Genomic DNA, 18,148 nt, shown 5'->3' on the forward strand with positions numbered 1-18,148 from the left:
TTTTCAAAAGCTTCTTTCGCTCTTGAGGCTGCAAAAATAAGGGGAAAATTAGCTGATTTCAGAAAAAGAGGTATTTTTTTTCTTCTTTTTCTGAAAAGATATTCCTTCTTTCTATCAGCAAGCTGATACAGAGCTATTTGCAACGAGACCTTTTGAGAGAGGGTACTAAAAAAGAAGGGCGAACCTTTCGGCTCGCCCTTGCTTTAGTAATTCGCGTCAGGAATTAGTTTCCACGTTCCATTTGCTCTTTCAGAGCAGCCAGAGCGTCGAGATCACCCAGAGTTGATTTTTCAGCAGAAGCAGAAGAGTTCGTTTTCTCTACCGCTTTTTGCGTTTTCTTCTTCTCTTCGGCTTTCACTTCATCCTTCACGTCGCCCCATACTTTCGTGTGAGAAACAACGATACGACGTTCTTCTTTATGGAATTCAATCACTTTGAAGTCGATAGACTCACCTACTTCAGCGTTCGAACCATCTTCTTTCGCCAGTTGCTTGATCGGAGCCTGTCCTTCGATACCGTAGGGCAGCTCAATCTGAGCAAACTTGTCAGACTTGGCAATGATCGTTCCTTTGTGTACGGATCCGATGGTGAAGACGTTCTCGAACGTATCCCAGGGGTTTTCTTCGAGTTGTTTGTGGCCCAGAGACAGACGACGGTTTTCAGCGTCGAGTTCCAGAACGACTACGTCCATTTTGTCACCCACTTTCGTGTACTCAGAAGGATGCTTGATCTTGCGAGTCCAGGACAGGTCAGATACGTGAACCAGACCATCGATTCCTTCTTCCATTTCGAGGAAGAGACCGAAATTCGTCAGGTTACGAACCGTTCCTGAGTGTTTCGTACCCGGAGCGTACTTCGACAGCAGCTCAGGACGAGTCCAGGGATCAGGCGTCAGTTGCTTGATACCCAGAGACATTTTGCGTTCGCTACGATCGATCGTCAGTACAACGGCTTCGATTTCGTCACCCACTTTCAGGAAGTCCTGAGGGTTACGCAGGTGCTGAGACCATGACATTTCTGACACGTGAATCAGACCTTCTACGCCCGGCTGAACTTCCAGGAACGCACCGTAATCGGCTACGTTCACGATTTTGCCTTTTACGCGGGCACCGGGTTCTACTTCGGCAGGAAGTGCTTCCCAAGGATGAGCCGTCAATTGCTTCATGCCGAGAGAGATACGCTTCTTGTCTTCGTCGAAATCCAGTACAACCACCTGAATGCGTTGGTCCAGTTTGAGGACTTCGCTTGGGTGGTTGATGCGACCCCAGGAGATATCGGTAATGTGCAGCAGACCATCCACACCACCCAGATCGATGAATACACCGAAGTTGGTCATGTTTTTGATCACGCCTTCGAGTACCTGACCTTTTTCCAGGTTCGTCAGGATTTGCTGACGTTGCTGCTCGAGGTCTTTCTCGATGAGGACTTTGTGTGAAACGACTACGTTATCATTGGCGTAGTTGATTTTCACCACTTTCACTTCCATACGCTTGCCAACGAAAACGTCGAAGTCGCGGATGGGTTTTACGTCGATTTGAGAACCGGGCAAGAAGGCTTCGATGCCGTAGATATCTACGATCAAACCACCTTTCGTCCGACGCTTCACAAAACCATCGATCACGAGGTCTTGATCCAGAGCCTTCTGAATATTATCCCAAGCCGTGATTACTTTCGCTTTTTTGCGGGAAAGAATCAGCTGACCATTGGGGTCTTCCTGATTTTCAATGTACACTTCCACTTCATCACCGGCTTTCAGCTCGGGCATGTCACGGAATTCCGTACGGGGAACCATCCCGTCGGACTTGAAACCGATGTTCAGAATTACTTCACGATCCGTAATTCCAACCACGGTACCTTTTACTACTTCTTTTTCAGCTACCTGGCTCAGCGTACCTTCGTACAGAGCAGCCAGTTCATCACGCTGAGCTTTAGAGTAACCACTACCAAAGCCACGGTTGTCCGCGTGATCCCAATCAAAATCAGTTACTTGAGGTTGTGCCATAAGAGATTTTTGGCTCGCCCTGGATACATCAGCCGACCGGGCGAAGCTCCGGCTGAATTTTAGTGAATCCGCTTTTTTCAAAACGGAAGGCAAAGGTAGTTATTTTTCCTGATACTGAGCGAGTAATCTCCTAAAAAAATAGCTAGTCGTCCTTTTCGTTTTAAACGCCTCCGTATCGTCTTTCCTCGTCTCTCCTTTCCCTCTATTCTTCCCATCGGCAGGAAAGTACATGACAGCCCCTTTACTTACTTAAATAATATTTGTAATCAATAAAGTGCCATTCTGTTTCCTAACACATTACTTCTGCAGCATTATCTTATGAAAAAATGGTTTACTCGACCACCCGTCTACCTTTGGGTGGTGTTTTTCCTGTTAACAGGAAACCTAGCTTTTGCACAGGGAATTACGGGCACGGTGACTTCCAACGATGCCAAGCAGGGCATTCCCGGAGCCAGCGTCACCATCAAAGGCACGAACCTCGGTACGGTCACGAATGCGGACGGCCAGTATACCCTTCGCTTTGAAGGGAAAACGGGTACGCTGGTAGTCTCATCCATTGGCTACATTACCCAGGAACTGCCCATCAACGGACAAACCACGCTGAACGTTACGCTGCAACCCGATACCAAGGCTCTCAATGAAGTCGTGGTGATTGGGTACGGTACAGCCCGGAAAACGGACGTTACCGGTGCCATCACTTCACTCAACGCCAGAAATCTGGACGAACGCCCCGTACTTCGCGTGGATCAGGCTCTGGTGGGCCAACTGGCGGGGGTACAGGTAAAACAAACCAGTGGAGCCCTGGGCAAGGGCCTCAGTGTACAGGTACGGGGCTCAGGTTCGATCACGGCGGGCAATGAACCGCTGTACGTCATCGATGGCTTTCCGCTAGCAACGGCCGCTCCCAATGGTTCCGGAAACTTCGCGACGGGCAACCCGCTCGATAACATGAACCCCAACGACATTGAGTCGATTCAGGTACTGAAAGACGCGGCGGCGGCGGCTATTTACGGTTCGCGGGCGGCTAACGGCGTCGTATTGATTACCACCAAACGCGGGCAAAGCGGTAAAAGCACGATTACCGTTAACGCGTACGGCGGGTACATGGAACGCAGCCGTAAACTCGACATGCTGAATGGTCCGGAGTGGATTGACCGGGCAACCGAAATTATCAACGCCCAGTGGGTAGCTTCGGGCTCGGGCCGTACCGCTACGCAAACCAATGCCGAACGCCGGACTATTTTAGGATTGGCCGAAGGTCAGGTCAATACGACGTACATGACCGACGACCGCTGGTCGCAACCCGGCTACCCAGGCCTACAATTCATCGACTGGCAGGATGAGGCCTTCCGCAAAGGGGCGGTACAGAACTACCAGATCTCAGCCAGTGGCGGTACAGAAAACGTCAACTATTACGTTTCAGGAAACTACGTGAAACAGCAGGGCATGGTCATCAATACCGACTATACGGCCTATTCAGCCCGGGCGAATGTTGAAGTAAAGGCTAGTAAAAACCTGAAAATTGGCGTCAATCTGGCCCCTACGTTCTCGATCAACCATGATCCCGGCGTTGAAGGAAAAGATAACATTCTGCACCAGCTGCTGAGTTACTCTCCCGTGCAGGAAGCCAGTGCGGGTCTGTATCCCAACAGCGGCAGCATTGGCCAGTACCGCTGGAGTACTTCCGCCAATAGTCCCATTGCCAAGCTCGAACGGGTGATCGGGGAAACCAAACGCTTCCGTACCCTGGGGTCTTTGTTCGGCGAGTACCAACTGGCGAAAGGCCTTTTCTGGAAAACCACGCTGAACCTGGACAATACCGATAATACGGCGAAAGGCTACACGCCGTACTCCGTTGCCAGTTCGCTCGAAGCCCGGAACGCCCAGCAAACCATTCTGACCTCCGGTTCTTTCAACACGTATCGGAAACGTACGTTTGTGAACGAAAACACGCTGTCGTACTCGAAAGTCTTCGCCGAGAAGCACGACCTCTCGCTGTTGGGCGGTATTTCGTACACGTCCGATAAAATCGAACTATCGAACATGAGTTCCAACGGTGGTTTCAGCAATAACGCCATCACGACGCTGAACGCCGCGAACGGAATTACGGGAAATACCAGCGAAGCCCGCAACGTGCTGATCTCTTTCTTCGGACGGGCCCAGTATAGCTACAGCGGCAAATACCTGTTTACGGCCAGTGTTCGGCAGGATGGCTCCTCCCGCTTCGGAGCGGACACTAAATGGGGCGTTTTCCCTTCCGCTTCCGTAGGCTGGCGGATTTCGGAAGAACCTTTCATGGAGTCCGTTACGGCCATCAATGACTTGAAATTACGTGGTAGCTGGGGTACTTCCGGGAATTACAACATCGGTGACTACAGCACCTTACCGACGCTCGCTACCTACAACTACACGTTCAACGGAATAAACGCGATTGGTCAGGCTCCGAGCGGCATTGTCAACACGAACCTTTCCTGGGAAAAATCGCAGACCTTCGATGTAGGGGTTGACTTCTCCATCCTGCGTAACCGCGTTACGGCTTCCTTTGACGTGTACCGGAAGACCAATACGGCTTTGTTGCTCAACGTACCGACCCTCGGCGTGACGGGCTTTACGTCCTCGCTGGGGAACGCCGGAAGCGTACGCAACGCGGGCTGGGAGTTGCAGCTGAATACGAATAACCTGACGGGAGCCTTCAAATGGAATACCTCGCTCAATTTTAGTCACAACGCCAACAAAGTCATTTCGCTGGCGGGTGGGCAGAGCCAGATTCTCATTCCTTCGTCGTTTGATATTTCCCACTCCATTCTTCGCGTCGGTGATCCGCTGTACAGTATTTACGTCGTTCGTCAGGTCGGCATTCTTAGCCAGCAGGACATCAATAACAAAGCGGCTTTGTACGGCTCGCAAACGGTGGGCGATCCCAAATACTTCGATGCCAACGGCGACGGCGTGATTGATGCCAACGACCGCGTCATCGTGGGTCAACCGAATCCCAAGTATACCTGGGGAATCACCAACAATTTCCGTTACAAAAACTTCGATTTGAGCGTATTGGTGCAGGGTCAGAATGGCGGTTCGATTTACTCGCTGCTGGGTCGGGCCCTGGGTCGTACCGGACAGGGCGTGGTGGATAATGCCCTGGGCTTCTACCGCGATCGCTGGCGTTCGCCCGAAGATCCGGGTGCTGGTCAGGTGGGTAAGGTATACTCAACGTTTGGCCGGATCAAAAACACCGACTGGCTGTATTCGTCAGATTACGTTCGCGTTCGGAACATCACGCTGGGGTACAACCTGAAATCCGTAGTTAAGGTACCTCAGATTCAGGGAGCCCGCATTTACGTCACGGCCGAGAACTTCTTTGGCTGGGATAAATACAAAGGAGGCCTGAACCCCGAAGCCACCAACACGAACCTGAGCGGGGATAGCTCCTATCCCGAAGCCGGTGATTACGGTGGACTGCCCATTGCCCGCTCACTCATCTTTGGTGTGAACTTAACTTTCTGATACTGGACTTCCATGAAAAGACGATATTTACTAGTAACCGCGTTCCTGACAGCCCTGGTTACTTCCTGCACGGATGATTTATACCAAACGCCGATTTCTGCGGGTACCACCGAAACCTTTTATACCCAGCAGGCTGATTTCATTCAGGGGGTTAATGCCGTATACAGCGATTTGCGGACTTACCCGGATCGGTTACTGAACCTTTCCGAAACGCGTTCGGACAATTTATACGCCGTTTCCGACGGGGGTGTACGCGACTGGGAAGGCATCAATAGTTTCCACAAAACGATTGCCAGTAACCCCTACGTTACGGATGCCTGGAATGTCAACTTCAACGGCATTTACCGGGCCAACGTCGTGCTGGATCAACTCGTACAAAAAGGTTCGATCATCACCGATGCTACGCTGCGTACGCGGCTGGAGGCGGAAGCTAAGTTCCTGCGGGCTTTTATGTACTTCGATCTGGTTCGCTTATTCGGAAAAGTACCCGTCATCGATCACCCCGTTACGGCGGCAGAAGCCAAAACCATTCAGCGAAGCTCGGTTACGGATGTATATAATCTGATTTTATCGGACCTGCAATTTGCCGTAACGAACCTGCCCGAGACCTACGCTACGGCCGACCGGGGACGAGCCACGAAGTTTGCGGCCAAAGCGATTCTGGCACTGGTGTACATGACCCGCTCGGCTCCGAACTACTCCATTGAAGGACCCGGTCTGGGATTGAACGAATGGAATCTGGCTCTGGCTCAACTCAATGATATTATTGCCAGTGGGAAGTACGCACTGGCGGCCAAATACAGCGACATCTTTTCGTACACCAATGAAAATAACCCGGAAGTGATTTTCGATATTCAATACGTCACGGGTCTGACGCCGGTTGTGGGCGGTACGTTTCCCTGGTTACTCGCTCCCGATACCTGGTTTCAATCGAACGGAAAACCTACGCAGGGCGGCCTGACGATTCGTCCCGTAGCGAATGATCTCATAAATCAGTATACGGCGAAAGATGTCCGGAAAGCCTTTACTATTCAGACGGGTTATACGTACAACGGCGTGACTGAAAATCGGTCGTTTTTCAAGAAATACATTGATCTGACGAAAGTACCCGTGAACCGGGTCGATTGGCCCATCAACTTCATTGTCAGCCGCTATACAGACATTCTGATGCTGAAAGCCGAGTGTATACTCAAAGGAGCTACGGGCAGTCAGGCGGATGTGGATGCCATTGTCAATCAGGTACGTACGCGGGCGGGACTCGATCCCGTTTCGAACGTAACGCTGGCTCAACTCTATGACGAACGTCGCCTGGAATTCGCCGCCGAAGGTACCCGCTGGCACGACCTCGTTCGCAGCGGACAAATTACCACCCTCATTCCAGCCTGGATAGCCAGGGAAGATGTACAGAAACAAATGCAGGCGTTCGTGAAGGAATACATCATCTATCCCCTTCCACAGGCCGAGCTGGACGCCCAGCCGGGACTATATACGCAGAATTCGGGGTATTAAGGATTACGTTTAAAAGAGAAGCTCCGGCGGGTCCAGTCCTGCCGGAGCTTCTTTCAGTTTAAACCGTCCAGAATCGGATGTACTTCTGAAGCCAGCGGACGTACATGACTCCGTACGTAAAACCCGCTATGGCCCATACAGGCAGGTTGTTGATAAAACTTAATGTTCCCCTACCAATCTGATGGAAAATCATTCCTGCCAAACTGAAACAGGCGATTCCCAAGACCACATACAGAAAAGGATTTTTGAGCTTTAAAGCATTGATCAGGGCATGAAAGATCGCGACTGAAACTATGTATACGAACAATACGCCAAAGATCACCATAGCTATAAACCAGCCAAAGGCCTGACGTAACACGGATTCAATCCCTTCGCCTGTATTAGGCTCCGCTACCAGACCATACACCAGAGCATGTACAAACAATGTAAGCAAAGCTGCCAGGAGTATTCTGAACAATAGCTTTCCCATAGTACCGATTTTACGCTTTAAACGTAGAAAAACCGGAGGCAGCACCTCCGGCTTTTCGAGCAACACCAATATGAAAAATCCGTAATGTCTATTTGTCGTAGTTCGTATTCTGCGGATTGAAGTTGGTCCAGTTAGCCGTCCAGTTCGTCGTTCCGAAGGCACCGATAAACGTTTCTTTCGTGAAGAAAGCATCGGAAGCTTTGTCCGTCCAAACCGCACCCGTCAGCAGCGGAGAACCCGTTTTAGGAAGGAAGCTTGCGGTACCGTCCAGTTTCCAGTTATTGTCATTCAAAGCCAGCGTAGATACGTTCGCCGCAGCAATAATCTGGTTAGCGAAAGCCGTTGTGTTAAAGAACGTTTGAGCCTGGGCGTCCGTTAGGTTATTACCACCACGTACGGGCGTATTTACATTTGCCAGAATCACTTTACGAATCTGCATGCTGGAGGGGTTACCAACCGTGTTGGGCAACGTCGTTACGTTATCCAGACGAAGACCTTCGGGAAAACCAACGAATAATGAGTTAAATACGCTCAGAGAGGTAGCACGACGCAGGTGCATCGCTGACTGATAGCCACCGTTTCCTTTAATGGTTGCGTTGGTAGGGGTACCGCTCGTTCCGAAGATACTTACGTTCGCAAACACAGGAGAGGTCATAGGTTCTGGCACCACCCCTGAGTTCGTACCGTCGCCACCCTGGTTGTCTGATTCAAAACCATTGGAGAAAGACTGATCGGCATACTCGGGATCACGAAGAGCCAGAGCGTACTGTACTTTACCATTGTAACCGAAATCGGTATCAAAATCATCATCCCAAGTACGATAAGCCACCAGGTGTTTGGCGTTCACTGAACCACCAAACCATTCGAAGGCATCGTCACCGCTGTAGGAAACCTGTACGTAATCAACCGTCGTACCTGAACCTACCCCGTAAAACGTTAATCCGTTGATCTCCGAGTTAGTCGCAGCAGACAGAGCGACCCCAGCAAACTCAATACGAACATATTTTAGACTACCTGAATTGTCCGTAGCTACCAGATTGGCACTGGGAGCCAAGTTGCCTTCAATACCCCCTTCAAAATCCTTTTGCGTAATCTGGTTGTGCGTACCATTACCCGCGATTACCACACCACCCCAGTCACCGTAGTTACGAGAACCGGCTGGCTTGGAAGACGTAAATACAATAGGCTGTGTTTCAGTACCTTCAGCCATGATTTTGGCTCCTTTGGTGATAATCAGGGTAGCGGCACGAGCATTAGGATCCAGTTCTTTTCCACCCCCTTTGATGATCGTACCAGGTTGAATGGTCAGCGTAACGCCACTGTTTACGTAAACGTATCCTTTCAGCAGATACACGTTGCCAGCAGTCCAGGTTGTATTAGCCGTAATTCTTCCAGAAACTTCCACAACGGGCTTCGTAGACAGCGTGAAATTAGATGAACTCGTAGCCGTTTTATCGCCTACTTTCACCGTAATAGGCCCATCCTGAGCACCAGCGGGTACCGTTGTTGTGATGCTGGTAGTAGTAACCGTCTTAGGAGTAGACGTAACATTACCCGTAAACGTAACGGTAACGTTTGAAGCATTTGTACCAAATTCAGTACCTGAAATAGTAATATCCGTACCTACGGGAGCAGAGGCGGGATTCACTCCGGTAATACTTAAGGCAGGTGCTGGTGACTCGTCGTTTTTACAGTTTGTCAGCAGTACACCTGTGGTTAACAGGGACAGGACAGCAATATTCACTCGTTTGAACAATTGCATAACTAATAAAGGTTTGAATTAATTGATCTTACTGTTTTATTAAGGAATAATGGTTCTTCTTCCGAATGAGTACACTACGCTAAGCGTGCTGTAACTGCCTCTTTTGAAACTACGGATGGTCTGTTCTGAACCACCGTTGATTTTTCCGTTCCGATCAAAGTCCTGCTCCAGACGAACTGCCTGATTCAACAGATCCTGGATTCCCAAACGCAGTTCCCACTTTTTGCTAAAGGTTTTGCTTACGTTCAGGTCAACTACGCTACGGGGCATTTCGTAAATAGTCGGATTGTCGACGTTTCCTACGGCGAAAATTCGGGGACCGAATACGTTGTAAAGGATGTTCGCCTGCCAGCCGTTTTTATCAGCGTAGTAAACACCCGCGTTAATCAGGTAAGGAGACTGGTTCATCATCGGACGCTCCGTGTCCGTCAGGCCACGAATGTCGATGGTCTGTACGACGCCGCTCAAACCAGGGGCCGTTACAAAATCGCCCAGTTTGATTTTACTCTGAATGAGTGACAGGTTTGCTACCAGGGTCAGATTCTTCAGGAATTCGCTACTGGAGTTAGCCAGTGATTTGCGGGCCTCCAGCTCGATTCCGTAACTCATCGCACTCTTCGAGTTGATGAAGGTATAAGCCAGACCGTTGACCTGAGGAATCAGAAAACTTTCAATCGGATTTTTGAATGATTTGTAGAAACCGGTAATTGAGATTACTTCGCCATCACTGGGGTACAGTTCCCATTTCGCATCTACGTTCTGAATCTGAGCATTGACCAGCGTTTCGTTCCCGCGAATGTCAGCGTTCAGGGCAAAGTCGAAATAGTTAAACGGAGCCTGCTCCCTAAATTCCGGACGGTTTACGGTATACGAATAAGCTAGGCGTACGTTCTGTTTGTCATTCAGTTTATAGGTAAAGTTGGCCGAAGGAAGCGGACTGAATACCGACTGATTCACCAGTGCTGACTGAAGCATGTTACCTAACTTCCGGATGTTGTATTCGCCACGGAAACCCAGGGTTAAGCTCGCTTTGGGAGAGAAGTTGATGTCACCGCCTACATAAGCTGCCGCATAGGTGTTCGTTGCATTGTACGCGTCCGTTGGTTTGGTTCCGTCCAGCATCGAATAGGTTCCTTCTACTCCTCCGACGTTCTGCTGACTAAATACTTGTCCAATGCCCTGCGTAGCAACGTTCTGAACATTGCCTAAACGCTGGTAGCCATAAAAGCGAGCATTGAAATCACGGTCTTTCTGTTCCAGGTAAGCTCCTGCCCGAATGACGGCAGGGTCACGATCCGCCGGGTTACCTAATTTCTTCTGGAAGTTCACAGAACCCGTATACACGTATTCGTGAAGCGTAGACCAGAAACGGCCTGATTCCTGCGGGGTAGGATCGTTCGGTGTTGAAACCGTAAAGGGTTGATCAGAATTAGAAGGACGGATGTAACGAACGCGTTTCCAATCCGGCTCCCAGCGACCCGTAAAACCAAATCCACCCATCCAGTCTAACTTCGTTGCTTCATCAATCTGATGCTCTCCGGAAATTTGACTCGTTAGGATACTACGGTTCTCAAACCGTTGCGAGTAGCTCAGACGATCTTGCTCGATTGAAAAGTTTTTTCCTTCCCGTATAACCGTTTCCGTGTTTCCTAACTGGTTGAATAAGGTCTTCCACTCCAGCGTGAAATTTGGATTAAAACGTAAGGTCCAGTTTTGTAAAACGCCTAAACGCGTATTCCGTTGAAAACTTTGATCGTGGTTTCTCTCGGCGTAATCATTTACGGAAGCTCCGTTATTGAACGTATTCAGCTCGATGCCTGCTACCTGATTTGTCATGGAGTAGTTCACACTCGTCAGGCTGCTCAGACGTTTATCACCGATGTCGATCCGACGACCCATGTTGAAGGCAAAGCGAATATCTGGTGAAACGGTCATGTTCTTCAGTCCCCAAGTATTCGGAAACAACTGAGCGTAAGAAGCCCGGGTAGTCGCATTCAGGCCGTTAAAGGCATTGGCGGTTGCGGGGAAGCTGGTAGGAATTTGCTGCGACTTATCCCATAAACCCAACCAGGCTAAACCACCCCGATCGTGCGTTTGAGCACTTTGAAACGTCGTATTGGCCCGGTAGCCAACGGTGAAACCCGCATCGGTGAAATTATTATCGGGTTTTTTCTTCGTATAAATCTTGATGACGCCACCGGCAAAGTCACCGGGTAATTCGGCCGCACCTGATTTGAAGATAATCATGCGGTCCAGAATGTTACTAGGAATGAGGTCAAAGGAAAAGGCCCGTACGTCTACTTCCGACGAAGGCGTGATCATGTCATTTACCATTACCGTATTATAGCGGGAGCTTAAGCCCCGAACCATTACGAAACGGTTATCTACAATCGAAATCCCCGGTACCCGACGAATGGCTGCCGCTGCGTCGCGGTCCTGGGATTTTTGAATTTGCATGGAAGAAATCCCAACCGCAATCGGTTTGAATTGTTTGATTTCGGAAATAACCGCTACTTCGGTGTTGGTGGCACGAGAAGCCCGAACGACTACGTCGGAAAGATTTTTTCCTTCTTCGATCAGTTCCGTTTCCAGTACTGTCGTGTTGCCCGATTCTACTCGTACTGCGGAGATTTCGCGGGTTTGATACGAAATGTAGGTGACAAATACTTTGTGCGTTCCAGCGGGAATGTTGTTGATCGTGAACGCTCCCGTGGCGTCGGTTTGAGTACCCAGGTTCGTACCGTCGAGTCGAACCGTTGCTCCAATGATGCCTTCCTTGGTTTTGGCATCGTTGATTTTACCACGAATAATTCCAGTCTGGGCTAGGGAGATAAAGCCGGTGAGGGTCAGAAAACAGGTAAATAGTAGACGTTGCATATGCGTCTGTGAGGGTTTCATAAGTTGATTCGTTTCAATTGGTAGTTGCTGGCACAAAATTCGCTCGGGCGTATTACCTGAGTTTTTCGGCAGTTTTATCAGAAAGTGAAGTTTCGCGGGGGTGGGCTTAACAATTTGATAATATGGCTCTACCTTGATTTTGAGCCTTTTACCCGAAAGCAGTCTGAATTTTAATCTCAGATTTAACTACTTGTCGCGGAAATCCCCCCAATCGCCGAAGGCTAAACGCTTTCCCTCGGCGTTCGCCAAATTTTCTGTATCTTCGAAGCACTGTTCACCTAATTTTAGCTTCATCACGGATGAGACGATTGATTCTGGCCATCGGCACCTTTTGTGCGTTTTGGCCTTCAGTGTACGCCCAACGGGGCAATCTTCCCTCAGCGGAGTTTAATGCCAACACCCGCTTCGAACAATTAGGCACGGCTCTGCCTACGCCTAACTCTACCCGTTCAGCTTCCGGAGCCCCCGGCAAAGAGTACTGGCAGCAACGGGCGGATTATGACATTAAAGTGGAGCTTGACGACGCCAACCAACGTATCATCGGTTCCGAAACAGTTACCTATTTCAATCACTCGCCGGACGATCTGCCGTACCTCTGGATTCAACTGGATCAGAACTTATTCAAGAAGGATGCGATTGGAGCCACGACGCAGTTAGGTGGCGTCAATCCCCAGGGTATGTCGGCGGCTCAATTGACGAAGCTGGCCGGAGGTAATGCCAAAGAGTACGGATACAATATCCTTTCAGTGAAAGATGCCAAGGGCAATCCCCTGCATACAGTAACCAACCACACGATGATGCGGGTGGATTTACCGACCCCTTTGAAGCCTAATCAATCCGTAAGCTTTTCGGTCGAATGGAATTACAACATCACGGAATACTACGGCCGCTCGGGTTATGAGTTTTTCAAAGACGGCAACTACAATTACTTCATCGCCCACTGGTTCCCCCGGATGGCGGTATATGATGACGTAAACGGCTGGCAACACAAGCAATTCCTGGGTCAGGGTGAGTTTACGGTACCTTTCGGTAATTATAAAGTAGCCATCACCGCTCCCAATGACCACATTGTGGGTGCCACGGGCGAGTGCCAGAACTATTCGCAGGTACTGTCTAAAACGCAAATGGACCGCCTGAATAAAGCAAAGAAAAACTTCAAGGAACCCACGCTGATCGTTACGCAGGATGAAGCCGTAGCCGCTGAGAAAAACAAGGCTACCGGCAAGAAAACCTGGGTATTTAAAGCCGATAACGTACGTGACTTTGCCTTTACCAGCAGCCGTAAGTTCATCTGGGATGCCATGATGACGAACGTACAGGGGAAGGACATCCTGTGTATGAGCTACTTCTCGAAAGAAGGAAACCCGCTCTGGGAGAAATACTCGACGCAGGTAGTAGCCCATACGCTGAAGAGTTACTCGGCTCGTACCATTCCGTACCCCTACCCCGTGGCCATTTCCTGCCACGCTACGCCCGGTGGCGGTATGGAGTATCCGATGATCAGCTTCAATGGGGGTCGTCCGGAATCGGATGGTACGTATTCTGAATCCGTGAAATACGGTATGATTGGTGTAATCATCCACGAAGTCGGTCACAACTTCTTCCCCATGATTGTAAACTCGGATGAGCGTCAGTGGTCGTGGATGGACGAAGGTTTGAACACTTTCTGCCAGTATCTGGCGGAGCAGGAGTGGGATCGTAACTACCCCAGCCGTCGCGGTGAGCCTCAGTATATTGTAGATTACATGCGTTCTTCTTCGAATACGCAGGTCCCGATCATGGCTTCTTCGGATAATATCATGCAGTTTGGACCCAACGCTTACGCGAAACCCGCTACGGCTCTGAACATTTTGCGTGAAACCGTTATGGGTCGTGAATTATTCGATTACGCGTTCCAGGAATACGCTCGTCGCTGGGCCTTCAAGCACCCTACTCCGGCGGACTTCTTCCGTACGATGGAAGATGCTTCAGGCGTGGATCTGGACTGGTTCTGGAAAGGCTGGTTCTATGGCGTAGAACCCGTAGATCAGGACCTGGCCGAAGTCGAATGGTTTGCTATCGACGCCATGGACCCGGCGATTGCCAAGGCCGCTCAGAAAGCCGTGGACGAAAAGAAACGTCAGACGATGGCCGTAGAACGGAACAAGAAAGACATCAAGCAGACGGTCGTGGAAGCGAATCCGGCGATGAATGACTTCTACAACAGCTACGATCGGTACGCCGTTACGGAATCCGATAAGAAGAAGTACGCTGATTACCTGGCGACGTTAACGGAAGACGAGCGGAAGCTGCTGCAGTCTGGTAAGAATTTCTATACGCTGAGCCTGAAAAACAAAGGTGGCGTACCGATGCCCGTGATTCTTCAGGCGAAGTATGAAGACGGAACCACGGAAGTATTCCGTTTCCCGGCTGAAATCTGGCGGATGAACGATGTCAGCATCAAGAAAATCATTCCGACGGATAAGAAGGTTACCCAATGGACGCTGGACCCCTTCCAGGAGATTGCCGACATCGATACGGAAAACAACAGCTATCCCCGTCAAGCGGCTCAGCCCACGCGTTTCCAGATGTTCAAGCAGCGTCAGGGTGGTCAGCAGCCCCAAAACCCGATGCAACAACAGCGTCAGGGTGGCAGTGGTGCCGTAGGTGGCCGTAATTAATGCCGACTACTACTAATTGAAAGTCAATACATTAGCTTCCCGAACCAGTTTCGGGAAGCTTTTTTATTAAAAATTCTTGGGCTAAAGTCACGCAAACGGCCTTTCAAGCCCTATATTTGCACCCACATTTCGGGATGTGGCGCAGTCCGGTAGCGTACTTGCATGGGGTGCAAGGGGTCGTGGGTTCGAATCCCGCCATCCCGACCGAAAGTGAAACAGACCTGCTCAGTAATGAGTGGGTCTTGTTTGTTTTTAGGGGTATTCATTTATCGTATCTGCATGGATGCAAGGGGTCCTGGAATTGGCCGTCCGCGTTCGAATTCCAGTAAATTAAGCCATCAGTGGAAACGTCTGAGTGCTTTTTGAATATAGTAAAACATTACTACTTCCGTATTTAGAGACTTCTTTTCCTACACGTCATCTGTTGTAGTTTTATACGCCCCTGCATACGCAAAGAATGGGATTGCTCGCATACATTCTTTGCGTATGCCTGGAAAGCTGTGCTTCGTGTACCTCAACCTACGCCGAACCTTTCTCCAGTCTGCCTTACGCTTACGGCACACAATTAACTTTCGAAACAACTCACCCGTAAACGTTTATTATAGTTTGATAGGAAGTAAGTATACTTTTCACATCCGGCCATAATTCTATTTTGTAGGTTTTTAAAAATTTTTATCGCTACTCTTCTTTTACACAAATCATCGCTTAAATCAATCGCTTTTTTCGACTAAACAATTGATATAAAAGCACAAACACCCCCTTTATACGTATAGTCTTATTCAATCGAAAGCGATAATTTCCATTCAAACGACAGAAGTCGTAGTCCTTAATTCCTACACTTATGGCATCTCAGGAACATCTGGATTTTACGTACACTACGATTGATAAAATTTTTCGCCTCAGTTTGGGCCCGAATGGCGACTACAGTGGTGCCCGCTACGAGGGAGATTTTTCACTTTCGCTCGAAGAGGCCCAACGGCGAAAACATCAGTTTATCGCCGATCAGCTGCAGATTGGACCCGGATCGCGGGTCTTGGATATGGGCTGCGGCTGGGGACCTTTCCTGACATACGCTAAAAATCTAGGTGCTACCGCGAAGGGCCTTACGCTTTCACAGGGGCAGGCGGCGGCTTGCCAGACCAGTGGCTTGGACGTCGTTTTGAAAGATTGTCGTCAGGTACGAGCTTCCGATTTTGGCACCTTCGATGCCGTCGTCAGCGTGGGTGCCATGGAACATTTCTGCTCCATCGAAGAATTTAAAGCCGGAAAGCAGGATCCGGTTTATGCTGACTTCTTTCGGAATATAGCTGAATTATTACCCTGTGGTAAACGCTGCTACATTCAGACAATGGTGTTTGGCAAAAACATGATTCCGCTGGAGGAAATCAGCCTGAACGCTCCCAAAGATTCGCCCGCCTACGCCTTGGCCCTGATGATTGCTCAGTTTCCGGGCTCCTGGCTTCCGTCGGGGCCGGAGCAAGTGATTGAAAATGCAAAACCGCATTTCAAACTGGTTTCGATGAGCAGTGGTCGATTGGATTATATTGAAACCATCGGTCAGTGGCGAAAGCGATTCCGGGCGTTCAATCTTCAGAAGTACTGGCTCTATGCCACGTTGATTCCCAAATTTCTGCGTGATAAATCATTCCGGGATTTGATTGCGGTATTCCGGGTCAGCCCAAATCGCTTGTGTTTCGAACACGAAACCATGGAACATTACCGGATGGTGTTCGAACGGATCTAGCCCACCTAACAGCCCCGCCTCTCCAAGGGGCTATTCTTTTGAATCGGTTCGGTCTATTTCTAAGGTATCAACCTCTAAAACTTTAAACGAATCAAACTTCAAACCTAAATTCAAACACCCTACCTCACTAGTTTTTCCCCTCATTTTATCGTATTCTGCGGGAGAATTCGCTGTCTTTCTCTTCCCCTGTGATCCGATGAATACTCCGCTTGCAAGGCCTGCCCTTTCCGTTCGTCAGCAATTTCGCTCCATCTTGGGCGGATCCATTGGCAACCTGATTGAGTGGTACGACTGGTACGCGTACTCGGTCTTTTCCCTCTACTTTGCCAGTGCCTTTTTCCCGAAAGACAACGAAACGGCTCAATTGCTTAATACCGCCGGGATTTTTGCCATTGGTTTCCTCATGCGACCGATCGGCGGCTGGTTGATGGGTCGGTATGCCGACCGCTACGGTCGTAAATCAGCTCTTACGTTTTCGGTACTGCTCATGAGTGCGGGCTCTTTACTGATTGCCCTGGTACCCGGGTACGATCGGATTGGCCTGCTGGCTCCGCTCCTGCTGGTAGTGGCTCGCATGATTCAGGGCATTAGCATTGGTGGCGAATACGGTACGGCGGCCACGTACCTCAGCGAAATGGCTCCCCGACACCTGCGGGGCTTTTATTCCAGCTTTCAGTACGTCACTACCACAATGGGGCAACTGGTCGCCCTCGGTATTTTAATGATTCTTCAACGATACGCCTTAACGTCTGAGCAACTCAGCGATTGGGGCTGGCGAATTCCCTTTGGGATTGGGGCCGTCCTGGCTCTTTCGGCCATTTCCCTGCGACGAGGACTCGTTGAGACGCAATCGTTCGCTCAGGAAACAACGCAACTGGAGCAACGGGGCTCGCTGAAAGAACTCGTCAAATACGCTCCTGAACTACGGCTGGTCATTGGCTTCACCATTGGTCTGACGGTTTCGTATTACACCTTCACGACGTATATGCAGAAGTTTCTGGTCAATACCGCCGGATTCAGCAAAAACGACGCTACTGCCATCATGGTCGTTACGCTGATTGTCTTCATGCTAGCCCAGCCTATACTGGGCCTGCTGGGCGACCGGATAGGCCGTAAACGCCTGATGATTCTGTACGGCATTCTGGCGGTACTGACCACCTACCCGATTCTGACGTTGCTCAGTCAAACCCAAGATCGCTGGACAGCCACGCTGCTCATCATGCTAGCCATGCTGATTCTCAGTATGAGTACGTCCATTTCGGCTATTATCAAAGCCGAGCTTTTCCCCGCACACGTTCGTTCACTGGGGGTTAGCTTCCCCTACGCACTGGCCGTCGCATTGTTTGGTGGCACGGCCGAATATATTGCCTTATTGTTCAAGGACCGAGGGCACGCCGACTGGTTCTACTGGTACCTGACGGCCTGTATTGCCCTGTCGCTCTGGGTAAGTTTACGTATGCGGGATACCGAAAAGCACTCTACCCTGGACCGTTAATGGGACGTATCGTAGGTGTATTTTTCCGTAGAACTGGTTTTCAACCGAATGACATGGTACCGGCTGGACGAATGAATAGACCCAATTTGCGAAGCGGGTATATGC

At 49.8% G+C, this 18,148-nt stretch carries 9 protein-coding genes and 1 tRNA gene; 6 read left to right on the plus strand and 4 right to left on the minus strand.

What is annotated here, in order from left to right:
• Positions 1-223 precede the first annotated feature (223 nt).
• Complete coding sequence (gene rpsA / locus BWI97_RS04350; RefSeq protein ID WP_094812407.1) at positions 224-2,002, minus strand: 30S ribosomal protein S1; 1,779 nt, start codon at positions 2,000-2,002, stop codon at positions 224-226.
• A 318-nt stretch (positions 2,003-2,320) separates the two neighbouring features.
• Between rpsA and BWI97_RS04355 the strand changes: the two genes are divergently transcribed.
• Positions 2,321-5,506 (plus strand): TonB-dependent receptor, encoded by a 3,186-nt coding sequence (locus tag BWI97_RS04355; RefSeq protein ID WP_102200167.1) that lies wholly within the window; start codon positions 2,321-2,323, stop codon positions 5,504-5,506.
• A 12-nt stretch (positions 5,507-5,518) separates the two neighbouring features.
• A complete protein-coding gene (locus BWI97_RS04360; RefSeq protein ID WP_102200168.1) occupies positions 5,519-7,015 on the plus strand; it encodes a RagB/SusD family nutrient uptake outer membrane protein in 1,497 nt (498 codons plus the stop codon).
• Positions 7,016-7,073: 58 nt separating this feature from the next.
• On the opposite strand, the gene BWI97_RS04365 is transcribed toward BWI97_RS04360, so the two are convergent.
• The 3 genes from BWI97_RS04365 to BWI97_RS04375 all read right to left on the minus strand — a co-directional run bounded on the left by BWI97_RS04365 (position 7,074) and on the right by BWI97_RS04375 (position 12,123).
• A complete protein-coding gene (locus BWI97_RS04365; protein WP_158242683.1) occupies positions 7,074-7,448 on the minus strand; it encodes a hypothetical protein in 375 nt (124 codons plus the stop codon).
• Between the two features lie 124 nt (positions 7,449-7,572).
• Positions 7,573-9,246, minus strand: coding sequence for an IPT/TIG domain-containing protein (locus tag BWI97_RS04370; RefSeq protein ID WP_102200170.1), 1,674 nt, complete (start codon positions 9,244-9,246; stop codon positions 7,573-7,575).
• 39 nt (positions 9,247-9,285) lie between these two features.
• A complete protein-coding gene (locus tag BWI97_RS04375; protein WP_102200171.1) occupies positions 9,286-12,123 on the minus strand; it encodes a TonB-dependent receptor in 2,838 nt (945 codons plus the stop codon).
• 320 nt (positions 12,124-12,443) lie between these two features.
• On the opposite strand from BWI97_RS04375, the gene BWI97_RS04380 reads away from it, so the two are divergent.
• The 4 genes from BWI97_RS04380 (at position 12,444) to BWI97_RS04395 (ending at position 18,043) form a co-directional block, all read left to right on the plus strand.
• On the plus strand, positions 12,444-14,804 hold the full coding sequence (locus BWI97_RS04380) for a M1 family metallopeptidase (RefSeq protein ID WP_102200172.1): 2,361 nt from the start codon (positions 12,444-12,446) through the stop codon (positions 14,802-14,804).
• A 130-nt stretch (positions 14,805-14,934) separates the two neighbouring features.
• Positions 14,935-15,008 (plus strand) — tRNA-Pro (locus BWI97_RS04385).
• Positions 15,009-15,645: 637 nt separating this feature from the next.
• Positions 15,646-16,548 carry a cyclopropane-fatty-acyl-phospholipid synthase family protein gene (locus tag BWI97_RS04390; protein WP_102200173.1) on the plus strand — a complete coding sequence of 301 codons (903 nt, stop codon included), beginning with the start codon at positions 15,646-15,648 and terminating at the stop codon, positions 16,546-16,548.
• Between the two features lie 196 nt (positions 16,549-16,744).
• Complete coding sequence (locus tag BWI97_RS04395; RefSeq protein ID WP_102200174.1) at positions 16,745-18,043, plus strand: MFS transporter; 1,299 nt, start codon at positions 16,745-16,747, stop codon at positions 18,041-18,043.
• The last annotated feature ends 105 nt before the right edge of the window (positions 18,044-18,148 follow it).

The organism is Siphonobacter sp. BAB-5405 (genome assembly GCF_002872335.1).
GTDB lineage: Bacteria > Bacteroidota > Bacteroidia > Cytophagales > Spirosomataceae > Siphonobacter.